This is a genomic window from Anabaena sp. FACHB-1237 (assembly GCF_014696225.1).
Lineage (GTDB): Bacteria > Cyanobacteriota > Cyanobacteriia > Cyanobacteriales > Nostocaceae > FACHB-1237.
In genome coordinates this window covers 41,632-63,065 of record NZ_JACJPV010000001.1, presented here as the reverse complement: position 1 = coordinate 63,065, position 21,434 = coordinate 41,632, and the positions used below count along the sequence as shown (strand labels likewise).

15 protein-coding genes are annotated in these 21,434 nt (G+C 33.1%); 5 read left to right on the top strand and 10 right to left on the bottom strand.

The window, feature by feature from the left end; translation table 11 throughout:
- The first annotated feature begins 166 nt into the window (after window positions 1-166).
- Window positions 167-535 carry an STAS domain-containing protein gene (locus H6F32_RS00325; RefSeq protein WP_190367349.1) on the top strand — a complete coding sequence of 123 codons (369 nt, stop codon included), beginning with the start codon at window positions 167-169 and terminating at the stop codon, window positions 533-535.
- A 253-nt stretch (window positions 536-788) separates the two neighbouring features.
- Window positions 789-2,000 (top strand): HhoA/HhoB/HtrA family serine endopeptidase, encoded by a 1,212-nt coding sequence (locus H6F32_RS00320; protein ID WP_190367348.1) that lies wholly within the window; start codon window positions 789-791, stop codon window positions 1,998-2,000.
- A gap of 51 nt (window positions 2,001-2,051) precedes the next feature.
- Here H6F32_RS00320 and H6F32_RS00315 read toward each other — a convergent pair whose 3' ends face one another.
- Window positions 2,052-2,162: a hypothetical protein gene (locus H6F32_RS00315; protein WP_242031004.1), complete on the bottom strand. Its 111-nt coding sequence runs from the start codon at window positions 2,160-2,162 to the stop codon at window positions 2,052-2,054.
- A 304-nt stretch (window positions 2,163-2,466) separates the two neighbouring features.
- Complete coding sequence (locus H6F32_RS00310) at window positions 2,467-3,858, bottom strand: NB-ARC domain-containing protein (RefSeq protein ID WP_242031003.1); 1,392 nt, start codon at window positions 3,856-3,858, stop codon at window positions 2,467-2,469.
- Window positions 3,859-4,049: 191 nt separating this feature from the next.
- Here H6F32_RS00310 and H6F32_RS00305 point away from each other — a divergent pair, with 191 nt between their 5' ends.
- Window positions 4,050-5,537, top strand: a complete 1,488-nt coding sequence (locus H6F32_RS00305) for a DNA methyltransferase (protein ID WP_190367347.1) — start codon at window positions 4,050-4,052, stop codon at window positions 5,535-5,537.
- A gap of 315 nt (window positions 5,538-5,852) precedes the next feature.
- Window positions 5,853-6,902 carry a D-alanine--D-alanine ligase family protein gene (locus H6F32_RS00300; protein WP_190367346.1) on the top strand — a complete coding sequence of 350 codons (1,050 nt, stop codon included), beginning with the start codon at window positions 5,853-5,855 and terminating at the stop codon, window positions 6,900-6,902.
- A gap of 123 nt (window positions 6,903-7,025) precedes the next feature.
- Here the strand turns inward: H6F32_RS00300 and H6F32_RS00295 are convergent, their stop codons facing one another.
- From H6F32_RS00295 to ldpA, 3 genes are all read right to left on the bottom strand, one after another.
- Window positions 7,026-9,077, bottom strand: a complete 2,052-nt coding sequence (locus tag H6F32_RS00295) for a family 10 glycosylhydrolase (protein WP_190367345.1) — start codon at window positions 9,075-9,077, stop codon at window positions 7,026-7,028.
- A 581-nt stretch (window positions 9,078-9,658) separates the two neighbouring features.
- Window positions 9,659-11,389: a R3H domain-containing nucleic acid-binding protein gene (locus H6F32_RS00290; protein WP_190367344.1), complete on the bottom strand. Its 1,731-nt coding sequence runs from the start codon at window positions 11,387-11,389 to the stop codon at window positions 9,659-9,661.
- Between the two features lie 7 nt (window positions 11,390-11,396).
- On the bottom strand, window positions 11,397-12,530 hold the full coding sequence (gene ldpA, locus H6F32_RS00285) for a circadian clock protein LdpA (RefSeq protein ID WP_190367343.1): 1,134 nt from the start codon (window positions 12,528-12,530) through the stop codon (window positions 11,397-11,399).
- 860 nt (window positions 12,531-13,390) lie between these two features.
- On the opposite strand from ldpA, the gene H6F32_RS00280 reads away from it, so the two are divergent.
- Window positions 13,391-14,092 (top strand): carbonic anhydrase, encoded by a 702-nt coding sequence (locus H6F32_RS00280; protein WP_190367342.1) that lies wholly within the window; start codon window positions 13,391-13,393, stop codon window positions 14,090-14,092.
- A gap of 30 nt (window positions 14,093-14,122) precedes the next feature.
- Here the strand turns inward: H6F32_RS00280 and H6F32_RS00275 are convergent, their stop codons facing one another.
- The 5 genes from H6F32_RS00275 to H6F32_RS00255 form a co-directional block, all read right to left on the bottom strand.
- Window positions 14,123-15,766, bottom strand: coding sequence for an AAA family ATPase (locus H6F32_RS00275; RefSeq protein ID WP_190367341.1), 1,644 nt, complete (start codon window positions 15,764-15,766; stop codon window positions 14,123-14,125).
- Between the two features lie 211 nt (window positions 15,767-15,977).
- On the bottom strand, window positions 15,978-16,553 hold the full coding sequence (locus H6F32_RS00270) for a hypothetical protein (protein WP_190367340.1): 576 nt from the start codon (window positions 16,551-16,553) through the stop codon (window positions 15,978-15,980).
- 97 nt (window positions 16,554-16,650) lie between these two features.
- Window positions 16,651-17,934 (bottom strand): vWA domain-containing protein, encoded by a 1,284-nt coding sequence (locus H6F32_RS00265; protein WP_190367339.1) that lies wholly within the window; start codon window positions 17,932-17,934, stop codon window positions 16,651-16,653.
- 61 nt (window positions 17,935-17,995) lie between these two features.
- On the bottom strand, window positions 17,996-19,096 hold the full coding sequence (locus tag H6F32_RS00260; RefSeq protein WP_190367338.1) for a hypothetical protein: 1,101 nt from the start codon (window positions 19,094-19,096) through the stop codon (window positions 17,996-17,998).
- 49 nt (window positions 19,097-19,145) lie between these two features.
- A complete protein-coding gene (locus tag H6F32_RS00255; protein WP_190367337.1) occupies window positions 19,146-21,428 on the bottom strand; it encodes a hypothetical protein in 2,283 nt (760 codons plus the stop codon).
- Window positions 21,429-21,434 lie beyond the last annotated feature (6 nt).

Sequence of the window (21,434 nt, the reverse complement as noted above, 5' to 3'; positions counted from 1 at the left end):
TGTTTATTACTGATTTTTAACGATTTTTATGGATTTTTGATATTTTCACACTCAAGACTTTTATATTAGTAGTATTGAGTTTAAATCACAAAAATATAGTCAAACATAGTCAAATATTGACTGCTAATAAATTAATAAACTTATATACAAAAATAACAGAGGCTCAGTGATCAAGATAGACCAAAAAACCTGTACAACCAAGGATGGTGACACCATCATGGTATTAACACCTGAAGGACGCTTAGACATTACCACAGCCTGGCAATTTCGCCTAAAATTGCAAGAATGTATTTCTAAACATACATCCCATGTAGTGGTGAACTTAAGTAAAGTTAACTTCATTGATAGTTCAGGCTTAACCTCCTTAATAGCGGGAATGCGTGACGCTGATAAATTTAAAGGAAGTTTCCGCATTTGTAATATTCATCCTGAAGCAAAATTAGTATTTGAAGTAACCATGATGGATACAGTATTTGAAATATTTGAAACCGAAGAACAGGTTTTACAAACAACTCCTAAAAAACAATTTTTATAAATAATTATAGCTAATGGGAAAATGGAGAACAATCTGGAAATTAATCTGCAAGAAGTGAAGTAATTTGGATATAGCAGCTATCATACCAATACCGCTATATCACTAATTCAAAATTAGTAATTACCGATCATCAGCAACTTATTCATCATTGAGATTATCTGTAAAAATAATATAGATCAATTGGTAATTACTCCCACAGAATCATTAACTTTTTTTGACCATTACTTTAGCCATTTTACATTAGGTTATGATTATGCGATTTGCCAAACTACCCCGCTCCCTAAAACAAGTTAGTACCCACATTTTAGCAGTTGTACTAGGTGCTGTGTTAACTGTTAGCTCACTGCGAGTTCTACCCTCCTCCGCAGAACCAGGTCCATTATTGGCTAATGAAGTATCAACAACAGTTGCACAAAAACCATCTAAAGCTGCGTCCATAGTTAGTAGTGACAGTTTTGTAACAGCCGCAGTAAATCGTGTAGGTGCGGCGGTAGTAAGAATAGATACAGAAAGAACCGTAACCCGTCGCAATGATCCTTTTATGGATGATCCATTTTTTAGGCGGTTTTTTGGCGAAAATATACCCCAACAGTCACCAACAGAACAGTTACGTGGATTAGGTTCTGGGTTTATACTAGATAAAAGTGGGGTAATATTAACCAACGCTCACGTTGTGGATAAAGCTGATAAAGTTACAGTCAGACTTAAAGATGGTCGCACTTTTCAAGGTAAAGTTCAAGGTATTGATGAAGTCACAGATTTAGCTGTGGTTAAGATCAATGCAGGTAATGATTTACCAGTAGCACCTTTAGGATCTTCTAAAAATGTTCAAGTGGGAGATTGGGCGATCGCAGTAGGCAACCCATTAGGATTTGATAATACTGTAACATTAGGTATAGTTAGTACATTAAAACGGTCTAGCGCACAGGTAGGAATCAGTGATAAACGTTTAGACTTTATTCAAACAGATGCAGCTATTAACCCTGGAAATTCGGGCGGACCATTATTAAATGGCAAAGGGGAAGTAATTGGTATTAATACAGCAATTCGTGCTGATGCGATGGGTATAGGTTTTGCCATTCCCATTGATAAAGCTAAAAATATTGCTACTCAATTACAACGAGATGGAAAAGTCGCCCATCCCTATTTAGGTGTACAAATGGTGACATTAACACCAGAATTAGCTAAACAGAATAATGATGATCCTAACTCCATGTTTGAAATTCCCGAAGTTAAAGGAGTTTTAATCATGCGGGTAGTACCAAATTCTCCAGCAGCAAAAGCAGGTATCCGTCGTGGTGATGTAATTGTACAAGTTGATAATCAGTCCATTACTAGTGCTGAACAATTACAGTCAGTAGTAGAAGATAGTGTTTTAGGACAAAACTTGCAAGTGAAAATACAAAGAGGAAATCAAACACAAGTTTTATCAGTACGTACTGCGGAACTTAAAGACATTTCGTGACACACTCCACACACTCCCTTTCAGGTGAGTGTGGGCTTCTCAGTCACTCTTCTATGAAGACATTGACTGAGCTTTAAAACCGTGTCTCCCACGGTTCTTGATATTTATAGCCCCATTCAAATCCCTGCACAAACTAGCATGACACACAGGGCAATTGTGCATTCTTTGAGATAGCGGTTTTTTGACTATTACTTTAATAAGCTGTTGTGCCTTTAACTTGAATAATTAATACAAGCAAGATGCTTGTGCTACTGTAACTTCAGGTTTTTTAATTATACAGTGAGTGCTGCACATTAGCTTATCACCTATTTTAGACAGTGTAATTCTGTTGTTGATAAAATGATGTTGCTTGAATTGAGGAAAGGTCAATGTTTTGTATTGCCCCGCACCTTTAAATCTGGGGCTACCTGATTTTTTACCATTAACATCACTTTTTAACCATCTATCAACAGCTAATTCAACTTTCTTAGGGACTTCCTGTAGCACCTGTGATGATCACATATTGTCTAAAAACTGGAGACAATTTAAACAAGATTTTATCTTCTTTAATTTTCGTTACTAAATACCGTTGTTGTAAAGATTGTAAACCTTTAACAAATTCCACAGAAGATAAGGATAAATTTTGTTTTAAGTCATCTCTTGATATAGGTTGATTTAATTTACTTAACTCTAAAATTATTTGTTTTTCAATTGCTGATAGTCTGTTAAATAAATCGTGAAAATGAGATTGCATATTTTGAGTAATAATTAAGCTATTTTCTGCTAAAAATTCAGTTACTTCACCATCATAAACATCTTGAATTAAAATAACAATATCTTTTAAGTAAGTAGCATTACCTTCATAAATTTGAATAAGTTGTAACCAACTATCTTGATTTTTTAAACCTATATTATCTAAAATATTAATATCATTTAAACCTGATAATTCTAAACATTGACTTAGATTTAATTGTTGATATAAACAGTTCATTTCAGGACATTTTTCTTGACTAATTAACATAACACTACTTTGATGATTTATTTCTGTGATCATCTTAAAGAACTTTTGATAATCCAGATATTCTGGTTGATATTGTCCAGCAAATTGGCCATTAGTAAAGATAGTTTCTATGTTATCAAGAATGATTAAACATCTTTTTTGTATCAATATATCAAATAATTGTTTTAGATTTGCTTGTAGAGTTTCTTCATATTTTTGTTGATAAGTATTTAATAAATCAGTAATTAATGAGTTTAAAGATTGAGGATATTTTAAACTTTTCCAAATGATTACTTCAAATTTATCTAAGTTTAAATCAATAAATTTCCTAGATAAAGTTGTTTTACCTATTCCTGATAATCCTAATACTGAGATTAAAGAGATATTTTGATTTAATATCCACTTAGAAAGGGTTTGTAATTCAGTTTCTCGGTTATGAAATTTGATGATTTGGGGTGCTAAGGTCAAATCGTGGTAAACTGATTGAGATTTAGTATCTGTATCCTTTTCTTGATATTTTTGAATAGCTTGATCTGAATTAAGCACACTAAAATTAAAAGTATGATTATTATTTTGCTTATTGTTATTTTGTATAATAATTGGTAATGCTGTTATTTGTAATCTTTCAAAAGTAGAACGAACATTAGTTTTTTTAATATCTTCACCTAATGTGGTAGATAAAAATTTCCACAATTCTCCTCCTATTTCTCCCACATGACTTTTATTAAAATGATTATTTTCTGCAATCTCATGATAGGTTTGTCCTTTGTAAGAACCTTCAATTACTGCTTTTTGTACATCATCTAAGTGTTTTCCAGTACGTTCAAAAACCAACTGATCTACAAATTGTAAAACTTCTGTTACATTCATAAAAGCCATATAGGGTAAAGGTGACAACTATTATAACTTAATTTGATCCCGATTTTTCCGAACTTTTTAGCTTTTTGTATGGGTATTTTGTCAAAAACAGCCGTAAAAACAGCCGTAAAAATCCGAACTTTTGTCATCGCATAGTGAGTAAAAATGGTTTATTTTACCAATAAAATGCGGGATTTAATGGAATAAGAACTATGGCTAATCAACTTTATTATGGTGATAATTTAGAAAATTTACGCAAATATATCAAGGATGAATCGGTAGATTTATGTTATATTGATCCGCCGTTTAATTCTAAGCGTAATTATAACCAAATTTATAATAATATTGGCCAAGAAGATAAGGCACAAGCTCAAGCATTTATTGATACTTGGACTTGGGATAATCATGCTAATCATGGTTTAGATGAAATTCTGTCTAATTATGATGGTAAATTTACTCGTCAATGTATTAGTTTAATTAATGGTTTAACTGATGTTTTAGGTAAGGGAAGTTTACTAGCGTATTTAATTAGTATGACTTTAAGAATTACAGAAATTCATCGAGTTTTAAAGTCAACCGGGAGTTTTTATTTACATTGTGATCCTAATGCTAGTCATTATTTAAAATTAGTTTTAGATGCAATTTTTTGCGCTCAAGGGGGTGATTTTTTAAATGAGATTGTTTGGTGTTATCGTGGCGGTGGTGTTCCTAAAAAAGATTTTGCACGAAAACATGATATTATTTTTAGGTATTCTAAAGGAAAAATTTATTATTTTAATGTTGATAATATTCGCATTCCTTATTCTGGAGATAGTGAAGAAAGATTAAAATATAAAGCTAGAGCTTTTAGAGGTGATAAAGTATATGATAATTATCAACAAAATGATAAGGGAAAACATCCTGAAGATTGGTTTGAAATTCAGCCTATAATGCCTTCTAGTAGAGAAAGATTAGGATATCCTACCCAAAAACCAGAAGCATTATTAGAAAGAATAATTAAAGCAAGTTCTAATGGAGATGATATCATATTAGATGCTTATTGCGGATGTGGTACAACCGTTGCAGTTGCTCAAAAATTAAATCGTCAATGGATCGGAATAGATATTACTTATCAAAGTATAAGTTTAATCTTAAGAAGATTAGAAGATACTTTCGGTAAAGAAGTTTTAACTAATATTAACTTACATGGTATTCCTAAAGATTTGGAAAGCGCGATCGCCCTAGCACAAAAACAAGACGATAGAACTCGTAAGGAATTTGAAAAATGGGCAATTTTAACCTATAGTAATAATCGCGCAGTAATTAATACCAAAAAAGGAAAAGATCAAGGTATTGATGGAACAGCTTATTTTAATGGAGATCAAGGTAAACAAGAAAAAATTATTTTTCAAGTCAAATCAGGTAAAGTTCAATCAAAAGATATCAGAGACTTATTAGGAACAATGACTTTAGAAAATGCCAGTATTGCTATATTTATTACCTTAGAAAATCCAACTAAAGATATGATTAACACAGCTAAAAAAGCCGGATTTTATCAAAATAAATACTTTACTCAAACTTACGATAAAATCCAAATTGTCACAGTGAAAGATATAATCGAAAATCAGCAAAGATTAAATATTAGATTAGGATTAGAAGTATTAAAAAGTGCGGAAAAAATTATAGAAACAAAAGCCACTCAAACCCAGTTAAATTTTTAGTTTTTAGTTTTTAGTTTTTAGTTTTTAGCGAATGTCTTGAATGTCGAGCGATCGCCCGTACCACTCAATCAATATTATTATTTAGCTACATTTACAGCAGATTTGATGTAAATGAGGTACACTATTAACAGGCAAGATGCCTGTGTTACAGTGGTTTGATCATTTGCTGCTCTATACTAACACTCTTGAATCACAAAAAGCAGATTTAATAAGGATTTAATAAATTCATTCTTGAATCAATAATCGAAATTATCAATTATCAATTACCCTACCTATGTTAAGCTATCTGCTTAAAGAAATAGAGAGGAAAAATAGATGAGTAAATTAAAAGTAGGTTTATTATTTGGAGGAAGATCAGGAGAACATGAAGTATCTATTATTTCAGCAAAAGCGATCGCTCAAGCGTTAAAATCAGATCAAAATGGCGGTAAATACGAAGTTATTCCATTTTATATTCAAAAAGACGGTATTTGGCAATCAGGAGAAACTGCGGAAATAGTTTTAAATTCAGGTATCCCCACAGAAAAAAATGACGAATTAACAAACCTATGGCAATTTCCCCCCCAAGTACAAAATATTGATGTCTGGTTTCCCATACTTCATGGACCTAACGGAGAAGACGGTACAATTCAAGGTTTATTAACATTAATGCAAGTTCCCTTTGTTGGTTCAGGAGTGGTAGGATCAGCCACAGGGATGGATAAAATAGCCATGAAAATGGCATTTTCTCAAGTTGGTCTACCTCAAGTAAAATATTTAGCAGTAACTAGATCACAAATATGGTCCAACCCTTGTATATTTCCTAAATTATGCGATGATATAGAGGCAAAATTAGGATATCCATGTTTTGTAAAACCTGCTAATTTAGGTTCATCTGTGGGTATTTCCAAAGTGCGAACACGTTCAGAATTAGAAACAGCCTTAGATCATGCAGCTAGTTATGATAGAAGAATAATTGTAGAAGCTGGAGTTATTGCTAGAGAAGTAGAATGTGCGGTATTAGGTAATGATAACCCCAAAGCATCAGTTATTGGAGAAATTGCTTTTACCAGTGATTTTTATGATTATGAAACAAAATACACTCAAGGAAAAGCAGACTTATTTATTCCTGCGAAAATACCCGATGAAATAGCCAAAAAAATCCAGGAAATGGCTTTAAAAGCGTTTGCTGCGGTAGATGCTGCTGGTTTAGCGAGAGTGGACTTTTTCTATGTAGAAAACACTGGAGAAATATTAATTAATGAAATTAATACTTTACCTGGTTTTACATCTACTAGTATGTATCCCCAACTTTGGGCTAATAGTGGAGTATCTTTTGTAGAATTGGTAGATACATTAATTCAATTAGCAATAGAAAGAGGGTAATTGGTAATTGGTGATTGGTGATTGGTAATTGGTAATTGGTAATTGGTAATTGGTAAAATAATTAATTAATTAATTAATTAATTAATTAATTAATTAATTATCAATTATCAATTGTCGATTTTTCTACACTTTAACCATCACTCCTAAACTTTCATTACCCAACCTATCTACCGCACAAATAGCATAAGTACCTGGTTGTACAGTAGCAAAAGTAGTACCAGTAGATAAAATACGCTGAATTATCCAACTGTCTCCACTTTGACGGTACAATATCCAAGAACGTATAGGTTGATCATTTCCTGGTTGCCAATTTATTTTACCATCCACAAATTTTACATCTTTTGGTGGTACGGGTAAATTGTTATTGGTTTGATTATTTTGATTATTTTGATTATTTTGATTATTTATCCATGAAATTGTAGGAACTATAGCAGGTTGTGAATAATAAATACTGGCAAATTGATCAGCAATACTTTCACGATTATCTATAATTGATTTCATGCTAAAAAAGATATTACCTAAAGAAAGATTATTCACTAAATTCCGAGAAATTGTAATTTGTTTACCAATTTCTGTATTTTTCCAAGCCTTACCATCTAATGCTTCCACATTATTTCCTACATAAATATGACGTTTTTTAGTATTAATTTCTGTCCACCATTTTAATAATACCTCATAACTTTGTTTAGGTTGATCTGTGCGCCAATAAAGTTGAGGTGCAATATAGTCTATCCAACCCTCTTGTAACCATTTTTTAGAATCAGCATACAATACACTATAGGCATCTAACCCAGAAATTTCTGCGGGTTCTCCAGAACGATAAATACCAAAAGGACTAATACCGAATTTCACATAAGGTTTAATTTGTTTAATACCTTGAGAAATACGAAATACCATTTGATTCACGTTTTCTCGTCGCCAATCTGCTAAACCCAATTTACCTCCTGTTTGTTGATAAGCTGCATAGGTTTTTTGATCGGGAAAAGATTGTCCAGCAATAGGATAGGGGTAAAAATAATCATCAAGATGAATACCATCAAGATCATAACGATAGGTAACATCAATAATCACATTATAAACCCGATCTTGCACTATTTTTGATCCGGGATCCATCCATAATTGATTACCCCATTGATAAACTACTTCTGGGTTAGTAATTGCAATGTGAGGATTAACATTAATACCGCTTTTTGTGGTAGTTTTAGCACGATAGGGATTGAACCACGCATGAACCTCAATATTGCGTTTATGACATTCAGCGATCGCAAATTCCAAAGGATCATAAAATGGTTGGGGAGCCTTTCCTTGTTTTCCTGTAACCCAAGCACTCCAAGGTTCTAAAGCTGAAGCATAAACAGCATCCCCTTCTGGTCTTACCTGGAAAATTAAAGCATTAAAATTCAAGCTTTGCAACTTTTTAATAATATTTAATAATTCTTCTTTTTGTGCTTCTACAGATAACCCAGGTTTAGAAGGCCAGTCACTATTCCATACTGTTGCTAACCAAGCACCTCTAAATTCTCGACGATGACTCACTTTAACAGTATTTATTGTATTTGGTAATGTTGGCGGAACAACAATATAACTACTAGGAATTACTTCTGCTTGACCTAAATATACTAAAGTTTGATAAATTATAGCTGCTACTTCACCACGAGTAGCTGGTATTTTGTAATTAATAACTTTCACATTCGGATAATTAACAACCCAACCAGCACGAGTAGCTAAAGCAATTTGATTAATACCGTAATAAGGAATTAAAGCAGCATCTTGATAAAGATTAGGTAATTCTTTAATTAAGTCAAGATTAACCTTATTAGCAATATCTAAACCATTCACCAAAGCTACCAATAAATCACCCTTAAAAATCGTTTCACTAGGACGAAAACTGTTATCTGGATAACCTACCAGAAAACCCATTTCATAAGCCCTTTGTACCACATTTTTTCCCCAATAACTATCAGAAATATCTGCAAAAGGGATATATTTTCGTTTCACGGTTTGATTAAAAACGGCACTAATAATAGCAGCTAATTCTCCACGAGTCAAAGAATTATCTGGACGAAAAGTACCATCTTTATAACCATTAACAATGCGACGTGCAGCTAAGGCTTCAATAAAAGGTTTAGCCCAGTGATTGGTAATATCCTTAAAAATTGTCATAGTAGATACCATTTTTATTAGCGATTTGTTGCGGAAAATTATTTCCCAAAAATTATTTCCCAAAAATTATTTCCCAAAAATTATTTTAACTTGCTCTATAGAAATCAAGTTATCCATCTGGCAAACCCTCATATATCAGGCAATTATCTTATGTAACCCCAGTATCCTTGTTTAACCGTGATACCACTAAGCTGTTGTGCCTTTAACTTGAATAATTAATACAAGCAAGATGCTTGTGCTACTGTAACTTCAGGTTTTTTAATTATACAGTGAGTGCTGCACATTAGCTTACCTGTGTATTTTCATGATATATTCCTCACATTGACAATTAACATTAGTATAATTTAGTAGTGGTAATGTGCAGCTTTAAATAGGGGTCTAACTTTAACATAAATTAGATCACTGACTTCTTTAGGACTTACCCAAGTGTCACACTAAAAAATCTGTTGAGTGGGTGCGTCAGGTATCAACAATTTGGTTATTTACATGATTTATACTGTCTGACGTGGTTGGTGAGCTTGTCGAACCACACCGTACCAATGTGCCAGTTGCGTAAGTCCTGTTCTTAAAGAAGTCGGTGATCTAAAATTCTACTATGCAGGATAAATTCTCAATCTGCGGTTTGGTTCTTCACCAAAACTATCCGATTTTAGGCGATAATGTTCCACCAATTCATGCTGCATTTTCCTCACTTGGGAAGAACGTGGTAATAATTCCACCGGTTGTCCTTTCGGTATAACTATCTGTTCTACCGCAAGTCTTGCTTCTTCTAAAGCGTCCATTTCATCATCGCTACCACTATGCAATAACAATTGTAATTCGCGTTCGTCGCTATTTTCAGGATCATCCATATTCAATAAACGACGTAAACCGCGAGTAATTTGGGGAATTGTACTGGACTTGATGATGTGAATTGGTAGATGACGAGCTTTGGCCATTTGTCTGAGTTTGGCGTGATTCTTGATGTGCGATCGCAATGCTAAAATTGCATCAGCATTATCTAAATCCTTAGTCAAAATCACTGGCAAATTTAACACATCAACTACCTGTTCTAACTGATGCCGACTAACCCCATAGGGATAAATATGCAACGGCAAATCTTCCCCATTAGGACCTGCGGAAGCATGATGTACCTGGGGAGTTTCATAATAACTAAAAGACTCATCCAATAAGCGATCAAATTCATTTCTTACTGGTAGTCTTTCTCTCTCCACAGTCAAAGGAGGTAACGCTAACATCTGTCCAGAAGCACGCAAACCCCCTGGACGCGCTATGGGAAGGGATTCATCCTCATTGGTAATATGTCCATTACGACCGTTAACCACTGTTAATTGTCTTGTTGTTACAATATTACCCTGGTAATCAACACTCCTGATCTGGGGATTAGGTGGACGGTGACGTAATAAATTATCTACCGTATCCGCTACGCTTTCATGTACTACCCAGCGTTGCCGTTCTAACATTTCTACAGCAATATCAAAAGTAGGCGGAGCTTTGCGTTCTAATACAGTTTTTTGTGATCCTCGTCTTCTCGCTTCCTCATCTCCTAAAGTTACAGCTTGAATACCACCCACTAAATCAGCTAAAGTAGGGTTTTTAATCAAATTCTCAATTTGATTTCCGTGAGCAGTTCCTACTAATTGTACTCCCCTCTCCGCAATTGTACGGGCAGCTAAGGCTTCTAACTCTGTACCAATTTCATCAATGACAATCACTTCTGGCATATGGTTTTCCACTGCTTCAATCATCACTTGATGCTGTAACTCAGGTTTAGCCACTTGCATCCGTCGAGAACGGCCAATAGCAGGATGGGCAACATCACCATCTCCAGCAATTTCATTAGAGGTATCAATAATTACCACACGCTTGTTTAAATCATCGGCTAGGACACGGGCAATTTCCCTTAAAGCGGTAGTTTTACCCACTCCAGGACGACCTAACATGAGTATTGATTTACCAGTTTCTACTAAATCACGGATCATGCCAATTGTACCGAATATTGCCCTACCAACGCGACAAGTTAAACCTATGATTTTACCTGTACGATTGCGGATAGCACTAATACGGTGCAGAGTTTGTTCAATTCCTGCCCTATTATCTCCACCAAATGTACCAACTCGCTCTATACAGTCATCTATCTGTGCCTGTGTAACAGAGGATTCGCTCAGATACTCAGCTTCATGAGGAAAGCGAGCTTCTGGACGGCGACCCAAATCTAAGACCACTTCAACTAAACTATCCCGATGGGGATGGTTTACTAATGCTTGTTGTAGGTCTTGAGGTAATATATCCAGTAACTTTTGCAGATCGTCAGTAATCGTCATGCGCTTTCTATGGTGACGTTGTGAGAGTATGGGATGATTTAATCTGAGAAACAAGACTATAAGCAAGTTCTACGCACTGCCATAATAATTCTTGTTCTTGTTCTAGTGGGATGGTTGTACTTAGTCCAGTATGATTCACCTCCTTAGCGGTTACTTGGTCAAGAATTGATGACAATAATACACGAGCATAACTACCATAGCCAACTCCAGCTATAGTTGATGGTATATTATTATCGTCCTTAATGGACAAATCTTGTAGTAGTCCCAGGGTTTTCAGTTTAGGAACAGTGTAATTATTTGTACCTCCAGCTAACTGTACATATCCTGGTAGGTTAGCTTTTAATACTTTTTCGCCCAGTTTAATTGTAGCGATGGTTGTACCAGAACCAATATCACCGCTCATAGAACGCCCATCGGTTTGCCAAATTAAAAATTTGGGTGGGGGCATAATTAAACGGTAAATTGTTTGTAAATAATCAATGAGCCCTTCCCCATCATTACAACTTATGGCGATTAACTTTAATTGTTCCCTATAGGGAGTGATTGCTTGCCATAATTCCTGAAATTCTTTAGTTCTACCTATTTGTGTATGTATTTCTATTGCATCTATTCCCTGGGAAAATATCACAGGGGCAATTTCTTGTGGTTTGACTACAGAGGATTTTGTCTCTATAATCCCGTAGGGACATATAGGTAAACAACGTCCACATCCATAACATTTCTCCCGAATTATTCCTGAAAAATCTTCTTTTATATTGTTAAATACTATTGCCTGGGCTGGACAAACTTTTTCACAAGGTCTGGGGCAGTTTATGGGACAATTTTCATAATTAAACTCTGCTTTTCTAAAATGGGGATCTTTTCCATCATTGAGACTTACCATCAGCAATGGTAAATCATCTGATACATGATAACCTCTTCTTCGCGCTTCTGGTTTTAGCGTCTTAGCTACTTGAAAACCTGCTTTAACAGCAGCTATTACTGCCGTATCCGCAGCAATATCTATGCAGTCAGCACCCGCCAAAGTGTAGGCGATGGTTAAACTTCTGACAGCAGGGAGGTGTTGATAACTAGCTCCACAAATTAGTTTGAACCAGTTACCATGTTCGAGGGATTGTAAAGGTGTTAGTAATTGAGTCACATTACTACTATAACAGACATAGGGAAAAATTTGTAGGGTGCGTTAGCAAAGCGTAACTCAGCATATTATATTACAAATAAAAATTAACTTAAATAACTACATTAATACTAAAAGCGGCTATTGTAAATTGCGGTTCATATCGCACACAGACAAGACCTGCATACACAGGTATACTTATTTTGTGTAGTACCATATCCCTAAAAAGAGGCCTAAGGAATATTATATTCCCCCAATACAATAATTTTAGAAAATAATTTTAGAAAATAATTTTAGAAAATAATTTTAGAAAATAATTTTAAAACATCTTCTTATATTAAAATAATAATAATAAATTACAGCACTTTGCGTAATGGTTAGGTACAACAATACTCCTACAATACTTCTACAATACTCCTACAAATATGCTCAACTTTAACCACGAAATCAAACGTTATAGAGTATTGAGTATTAAGAATATTTTTTCGTAATTACGTATTTTATCATCAATGATTTAGGATTGCTATAGAGGTTTTTACTGTTAAAAATTAAAAAATAGCTAATTATAAAAGAAAATATTTACTGATATTTTAAAAACAAAAGAAAGAAGCAATACAAGTAAAATTTTTGCTCTTTCTTCTGCTAAATTTTTGAGAATGAAAACGCCCTGCTAGTACCGCTGCCAGTTATGCATTCAAAACGAAGACAGTATATTTGGACGATTTAGAATGGTTGGTTTATTTACGCCAAGGTGTGCTAGTGTTTGGAGATGAGTTGATTTATACATTAAAAACTTTTAAAATATCGTCTTAAACTGTGAGATTAATTACTATCAAAAATTATCCAATCTGATATTTTTAAATAAACATAATTAATCAGTGTCAATGAGTAGAATTAACGGATTTATTGGTAGACGTAAGTTTTTAAGAACTATAGGTTTAGGAAGTTTAACACTAACTGGAATTACTGGTTGTAGTCAATTAGTCCAAAAATCAGATATTTTTAGAGAAAATTTTGATGTTATTAATGCTAATAAAGCCTTAAAAATTTTACTAGCAGGAAATCAAAGATTTGTCAGTGAAAAAAATCAACATCCACATCAATCAAAATCTATCTTAGCAAAATTAAGTCAAGACCAGTATCCTTTTGCAGCAATATTAGGATGTGCAGATTCTCGTGTACCAGCAGAAATTATTTTTGACCAAGGTATAGGAGATTTATTTGTAGTGCGTGTTGCTGGTAATGTGGCTAATGATATAACTATTGGTAGTTTAGAATATACAACAAGTGTTTTAGGGACACCATTAATTGTAGTATTAGGTCATGAAAGATGTGGTGCTGTTCAAGCAGCTTTAGCAAAAAAAACTGCCTCTGGTAAAATTAATTCTATTATTGCACAAATTAAACCAGCTTTAATTAATGTTGAAAATATTGGTGATAATGCGGTATTAGCTAATATTAAATATCAAATGCAGAGATTACAAAGTAAGTCTCCAATCTTAGAGAAGTTAGTCAAAGCGGGTAAGTTAAAAATCATTGGTGCTATTTACGATTTAGATACTGGTAAGGTAAAATTGCTCAGTTAGAATAATTATGAAATCATTATGAAATCATGATCAAGTAATCAGATTTTCTAAAAAACCCATTTCTAATTCTGACGCTGATTTACCTCCTCCTTCTTCAATTAGTTTTAGATACTTGCGTAACAACTTTTGCATATTAGGAGTGCGATATTGAGGACTAATTTCAGTTAAGGCATTTTCCCAATTAGTCTTATTAGGAATATTACCATATTCTGCTAAATAAATAGCTTCTTTAACTAATTTATCTAATTCTGCACCAGAATAACCGGGAGTTTTTTCTACTAAATATTCTAAAATAGAAGCAGGAGTGGGAGGTAATTTATAAGCCATAGTGCGTTTTTGCAAAATTTGATATCTTTCCTCAGTATTAGGAGGCATAACTATAAATATTTCATCAAAACGTCCTGCACGAAATAATTCTGGAGGTAATTTTTCTCTATCATTAGAAGTAGCAATGAAAAAAATCGGATATTCGTGATCATTTAACCATGATAAAAATGTTCCAAATTGTCTGGTACTTACTCCAGAACTATCTCCTCCAACTCCGGCAAAAGCCTTTTCAATTTCATCCATAAATAGAATATTTGGGGCAGATGCTTCAATGGCTTTTAAGGCTTGAAAAGTGTTACTTTCTGATTCTCCTACCCAACGAGATTGTAAACGAGAAATTTCAAAATTTATTTGGGGTACGTGCCATTCTTGAGCGATCGCTCTAGCTATAAATGTTTTACCACAACCTGGAAAACCTTCCAATAAAATAGCACGAGGACGTAATTCTGGTTGTCTATCTTGAGTAAACCAACACTCACGATTATATATCCACTCTTTGACTTTAGTTAATCCTCCCACATCATTTAAACCTTGACCAGAGGGAGCATAATATTCTAAAACTCCTGTTTTTCTAATTTCCTGTTTTTTGGCTTCTAATAATAATTCTGCTGCTGCATTGGCATCATGCCACAAATTACGAGAAGTTGATAATTTAGCGGCTTGAATTGCAGCTTGTAAAGGCATTCCTTGAGCTTGTTCTGCTAATCTCCAGGCATCATCTGTACTTAAACCATATTTTTCTACAGCCACACTAAAAACATTTTCATAAAGTTCTTCTTCCACAGGTAAAGGTAAATCTATAATATGTACCATATTCCGTAAAATAGTAGGGATATTCCAATCAGCACCAATGATAATTAAAGACATTCTGACTACAGGTCTTTTTTGGTCTATGGCTACTATTAATTCCTTCAATTTTCGGGCTATTAAATGATCATCAGCACGTAATAAAACCGACCAATCAGGTAATAAATAGGTATGTTGTCTTTGGAGATTTTTACTAACTTGGTGCTGTAAATGATTTTGCAGAAAATCTAAAGATTGCAAAATTGGATTACCGTTTCTATCAATAGCATTACCCAATCTTTGCCATTCCACTTGTTTTTGAGGTGCTTGTTGAGGAGATCCGGCATTTTCTAATCTTTGTTGAAAACCTTCTGTACTATTCCATTGTGCTAATTCTCCATCTGGAATATCTGGACTATTTAAAATTGCTAAATGAGCATCAATTATACAACGAATAGCGCGATTTTCTTCTGATGATCTCACAAAAATTAACGGATAACGAGATTTTAATAAATCCTGTAATTCTTGTTGACATTTATGATAGGGTAATTCAGATTTCATAGTTTTAAATTCCTCATTTTTCAAAATTTTTAGAGATACAGCAGTTTCCGTTATTATGAGGTACAGATATTAATGATTAAACCCTTGTAACACAGGCATCTTGCCTGTTGATAGTGTACTGTCCTGGTATGTAGATATTCATACCAGCAGTAAGCACCTGTAACACAGGCATCTTGCCTGTTGATAGTGTACCTCAAGTTATTTGATATACTTAAAAATCTGCTTTATTGGTATCAGTTCTAATATCTGGTACTGGTTCTGGTGTTTTTTCTGTAGGAGAATTTTCAGCTTTATTGATAGAATTATGATTAGGAATTGTGGCAGGTTTTACTTCAGAATTGGGAGTTACTACTGGTCTTATAGGTTTTTTAGCAGGAGCAACAATAGGATTATTCACAGGATTATTAACAGGATTATTGACAGGATTATTGACAGGATGATTTTGACTATTTATGGTATTATTCTTAACATTATTCACAGGATTATTGATAGGAATTACAGATTGTAAAGGAATAGCAGTATCCACAGGTAAATCTAAAGTTACCAGAGTACGATGACGGCCAACTTTAATATCTGTAATCCAACTAGAAATTATAGCAGTTAAATTATCTGAAGTTAATGTTCTAGCTGATTTTTGTTCAATGGTTTGACTAATTAAAAAACGATGATTTTCTTGACGGAAATAATCTTCTGGATAACTTTCATGTAGTTTAGTTAATTGGATAGAATAACTAATTTCCTTATTTCCTGCTTGTGGTATTCTGACAATTAAAGTATATTCAGACATGATGCAAACCTCTTATTAATGATGGATTTTGTATGACTAGAGAAGATCCAATAATAGATCCCGGACTTCTTTAAGAAGTCCGGGATCTGAATATTCACTAAATAAACCTTTCCGCTTCCTCTTTTAAATGTTGACTCCAACGTTTAAAACCCCATAAACCTCCCCCTAATATCCCTAATGTTAATATTAAAATAATTAACCGATCTGGAATTAATGGTAATTTACTAATGAAATTTGACATCCTAATTTGTACAGGTTCAGCATTAATATTTAATTCTCTCTTAGCTGAATTAACGCTAACTTGTACTTGATATTTTTCTGCTGGTGCTGCATTAGGTTGAAGATATTGTAATTCATATTCTCTCAATGCCTTAAAAAAGGTTTCTAAACTATTAACTGCTTCATTGGAATTGTCAGGAAATTTACTAATTCCTCCGGTTAATTCGGCAATTTGTTTTAATCTTGGTTGATCTACAATATAGTTGAATATGTCACCATTGGTTAATTTACAAGATTGAATTAAATCCACTGCTTGTTTTTCATCTAACAATCTATTGGGAATATTACAATTAATTGCCCTATCTCGCAAATGTTTTAAAGATTCTCCATAACCTAATGTGTAAACTCTCACGGTAGAATGTTCTTTAAAGACTTTTTCTAATTTGGCAAATTGTTGATCTTCCGTGCCTCTATCAATATTATGATAGCCATCAGATAATAAAATTACTGCTAATTTAGGAGGAATTTTTTCCTCATCTTTTCCCAGATCATTTTTCAGATCATTACTACTATTTGCTTGTCTAGTAAATTCCTCCACATTATTACCTAAATACTCCACAGCTTCTTGTAAAGGTTGATATAAATTAGTGGCTGCATTAGTAGAAGAAGATGCTAAATCTGAGACTCTTTTATCTAAATCTGGTGAATTTGCAGGAAGTAAATGTTTAGCAATTTCTTCTTGTGTAACTTCATAATGATACTGAGCTTTATTTGATTCTCCAAAGGGTACTAAGGAAATATGTACAGGTAAATTTTTCTCCCGCACTAATTTAATAAAACCGCGAATAGCCAGAATTGCACCATCTATTTTTTTGACTCCACTAGCATCTTTTTCTCTCATACTTCCACTCATATCTAAAAGTATGACGACATAAGCAGGATCAGATTTTAATTGTTCTCCTGGAGGAATTAATTGAAATTTCTCAATTTCTGAGTATTTTAAATTAATAGGAGTATCATCATTACTTAAATTCGTAATTTTGCCAGTTTGGATTTTAAAATCAGATTTTTGTAATCCTACAATGGGAATATTATCATCATTAAGTACCTTAACTTTTAAGGTGATAATATCCCCATCTGTACCCCGTGGTGATACTTCCATTTTGGCATTTGCTAGGACTGGTAAAGGTAATAATCCTATGAAAAAAGCGATAATGCTTAATTTAAGCCTGGGGATCCAGGAGGCGATTATAGAATATGAATCTGTAGAATTTGTTTTCATCGTTTTCGTGGTAAAGGGTGATAATTTGATTATGTTTTAGGGTAGTGGTTTTATTTTCTTGTAACATTCTTTGTTGAATTTTTACAGAATCTTCTGCTAAACAATGAAGAATTACACCTCCAGAAGTTATTTGTAAAGAAGCAGATTGTTCTGGTAAATGGGGGATATAAATATCTACATCGTCACCAGAACCAATAATCAGAGGTTTTTTGCTTTTTCCAGGTAATTGAATAGAAATTCCTTCTTCAATATGTGTGTAATTACCATCGGGAATATATTTGAGAGCTTGATTATTTAATGTTGGTTTTTGTATTTGTGTGGGAGCATTATTAGTTAGTAATTGTGTATTTTGGTTTCTTCTTTTAGGTGTTCTTTTAGCTTCAAATCCTGTTCCTGCTCTCAATGCTACTTGATAACCTGGTGTGGATGCAAAGGATAAAAATAGTCCTAAAAAAGTACCAAATAAAAAGAAACCAAAGGGTTCTTGATATCCACCTAATGCGGTGTTGACTCCTTCACAACATAAGGCGGCTAAAAATCCAGCAATAGCCCCAAAACTGGTACTTTGAATAATACGTTGTTGGACTCTATTTCCTGTGCCTTCGATGCTGCGCCAACTCCAACTAATACTTTCAGAAAGTCCGGCGAAAGCTCCTATAGTTATCCAGGAAATGATTCTCACTACACCTGCTGGCCAGTTACTTATTAATAGCATCCAGTTGATAAAACTGAGGATTAAACCTATAAATGCTCCTACAACAAATACTATTTTTAAAGATGTACGAGTAAGCACTTTCCAGTTAATTTTATAGCGGGTAGGGTTGCTGATGAAAATTTCCGCAATTACCATACCAATGGCTATACATGGCGTGATGATTACTAATAAGATGATGTAGGAAGGAATGCCAAATCCTTTGGGTACATAAGGGGCTAATAAAGCGCCTATTTCTTGCCATACTATTTGACTGATGTTCCACCCTATGAGGGCGGAAGTTATGCCAGCTAGGGTGTAAAACCCGTTTCTAATGGGGAGGTTTTTCATGGTTTAGGGAGGGGTAGTTAATAAGAAATTTTGCTTTTTTTTAGTTGGTTTAATTGGAATTTTTACCAGAGTTAAGTTTAATATCATCCATTTGTTTAGTTAATATACATTCTCCAAAATCACTGAATACTTTATTTTTACACTCTCGAAATTGAGCAATTTTAATATTAAAATGATCTTCATCTTTAATACCGCTAATATAACTCATAATCATAGCTGATTCAACTTCTGTATTGTATGAATTTGGGTTGAGAAAAAATTGTTTAATTTGTTGTATTTGTGTTGTGTAGTCTGCTGTTAAGTAACATTGGCTGTATGTTTCATAATTTTCAAAAAAATTCATATTCTCTGCGTTACATATATTAGTGTTATCTTTAACTTCTGTTATTAGTTGTCTCTGAATTACTCCAATAGAAATACCAATTATCAAAAATGTTACTGTTAACATAATATATATATAACTTAAAACGGATTTTAACTTAAATTTGTTTCCTATTTGCAGAGGATTTCCTGTTAAAAGAATAGCAATAATACTAGATAAAATTAGAACTGTTATAGGAATAAAAATGAATATTCCTGTCCAATCTTTAATATGATCGAAAAAAATAGCAGAACCAAAAACAAATAAAAGAAACCCGAATATAGATTTACTTAAATGATATTCTCGTTGATGATGATTTGGATTTTCTTTGTAAATGTAAATATTAGGCATATTTTCATTACTATTATAACCACTAATACGGTAAAATAATTCAGAAGATTGATTATAACCCATTTCTGCAAAAATAATAGCTAAATTTTTATATTGACCATACAAATTTTTCCTATTTTCTAAAGAAGTATATTCAATATTATCAATTATACTTATAATTGGTTCACAAAAATCTAAGATTGTCACATAATGAGTATTTTGTAAATTTCGATAATGATCGAAAATAATCTTTTCAAATATTTGGGCATATTGTAGAAAATAGTAACTCCACATAGTTTGTGATTGTTTGAAAAAGTAAAGGAATTTTTGAGCTAGTTGTACATCCATATTTGGATTAATGAATTTGCCTAATAAAAAATTAATACCACAATACATAGAATTTTCTATTTTATCAATTACTTGATAATTGTTATAATCATAACTATATTCTAAAAAAACTTGTTGAAATTTTAAAATACTATTTTGAATTTTATCGTCAGATAAACCTAAAAAAGTTTTAGTTTTATCTTTAACCTCATCAAAAAAAGATGTTGATTTACTTTCATTTTCCCATGATTGTATCATTGCTAATAACCATTCTTGAGATGCTGGATATTCAGGAACAATCATATATATTAACTGTGGATAACTGTCATTAATAGCAGAATTTTTTAACATAGTTTTATCTATACATTGAGATAAATCCGCCTGTGGATATTCTGTTAAATATCCAAATAATTCCTCAGTTTTCTTGGTATCTAATCTATTTTGATGATTAAATATTCTGGCTATATCTAGTAAACAAGTTTTAATTTTTTTAACCATTTGTGATGGTAATTCAATAGGATTAATTACTGGTAAAGGTGCATTTTCCATAACAACATTATTACTCTGATAATTAAACTCATCATTATTTGATTCCGTTACTAATTGGCGTTTAGAAATATTAGATACATACTCTCTTTCAGCGTAAGATATAGATATAAAATTTTCTGGATGTGCGATTTTTCTAACATTCCAAGCCCAAGCATTTAAAAAATTAGCACGCTGACTTAAAGCTAAAGCTAAATAGTGTATTTTCATATATTCTGGTATTCTATTCCAGTCGTGTTTTCTGACTGTAGTTGTACAGGGAATTTTGTTTAATTTTTCAGCAATTTGCCAAGTATCTTGTAACCAAGGTTCTTGAAAAGTTGGCTTTAAATATTCTTGATAGTAAAATATTTCTGGTTGTGATGTTTCAAATAATTCAGCCATATCAAATTGAGGCTGTTTTTCAGACCACCAATAAATTAAAGTACCAATACCATCAACCTCTGGAGATGATTTTTCTAACCAAAAATATTTATAACCAATTGTAGGCCAACCATCATCATTTATTTGCCCATTTGCTACTGCTAACACAGAATATTTATCATCTATTTCTCTAGCAATAAGCGCGAAATCATTTTCTTGTGGTGGATAATTATCATGTAATTTAAAATAACCATTAATTACTGCTTGATGAATTTGTTCTGGTATTGTTTGATTAGGAAGGGCGATTTGGTTAAAAGCATAACCACCAGATACATAACATTTATATTCGTCTGAATAATGGACATTATTAAATGCTTTACAGAATTGGTAAATGGTAACTGTCATAATTTT

Coding starts and splice junctions, on each gene's coding strand:
- H6F32_RS00305 (WP_190367347.1), top strand. CDS start 4,050: ATGGCTAATCAACTTTATTATGGTGATAATTTAGAAAATTTACGCAAA.
- H6F32_RS00255 (WP_190367337.1), bottom strand. CDS start 21,428: ATGACAGTTACCATTTACCAATTCTGTAAAGCATTTAATAATGTCCAT.
- H6F32_RS00265 (WP_190367339.1), bottom strand. CDS start 17,934: ATGGAAGTATCACCACGGGGTACAGATGGGGATATTATCACCTTAAAA.
- H6F32_RS00260 (WP_190367338.1), bottom strand. CDS start 19,096: ATGAAAAACCTCCCCATTAGAAACGGGTTTTACACCCTAGCTGGCATA.
- H6F32_RS00295 (WP_190367345.1), bottom strand. CDS start 9,077: ATGGTATCTACTATGACAATTTTTAAGGATATTACCAATCACTGGGCT.
- H6F32_RS00315 (WP_242031004.1), bottom strand. CDS start 2,162: ATGCACAATTGCCCTGTGTGTCATGCTAGTTTGTGCAGGGATTTGAAT.
- H6F32_RS00290 (WP_190367344.1), bottom strand. CDS start 11,389: ATGACGATTACTGACGATCTGCAAAAGTTACTGGATATATTACCTCAA.
- H6F32_RS00320 (WP_190367348.1), top strand. CDS start 789: ATGCGATTTGCCAAACTACCCCGCTCCCTAAAACAAGTTAGTACCCAC.
- H6F32_RS00310 (WP_242031003.1), bottom strand. CDS start 3,858: ATGGCTTTTATGAATGTAACAGAAGTTTTACAATTTGTAGATCAGTTG.
- H6F32_RS00280 (WP_190367342.1), top strand. CDS start 13,391: ATGAGTAGAATTAACGGATTTATTGGTAGACGTAAGTTTTTAAGAACT.
- H6F32_RS00300 (WP_190367346.1), top strand. CDS start 5,853: ATGAGTAAATTAAAAGTAGGTTTATTATTTGGAGGAAGATCAGGAGAA.
- H6F32_RS00270 (WP_190367340.1), bottom strand. CDS start 16,553: ATGTCTGAATATACTTTAATTGTCAGAATACCACAAGCAGGAAATAAG.
- H6F32_RS00275 (WP_190367341.1), bottom strand. CDS start 15,766: ATGAAATCTGAATTACCCTATCATAAATGTCAACAAGAATTACAGGAT.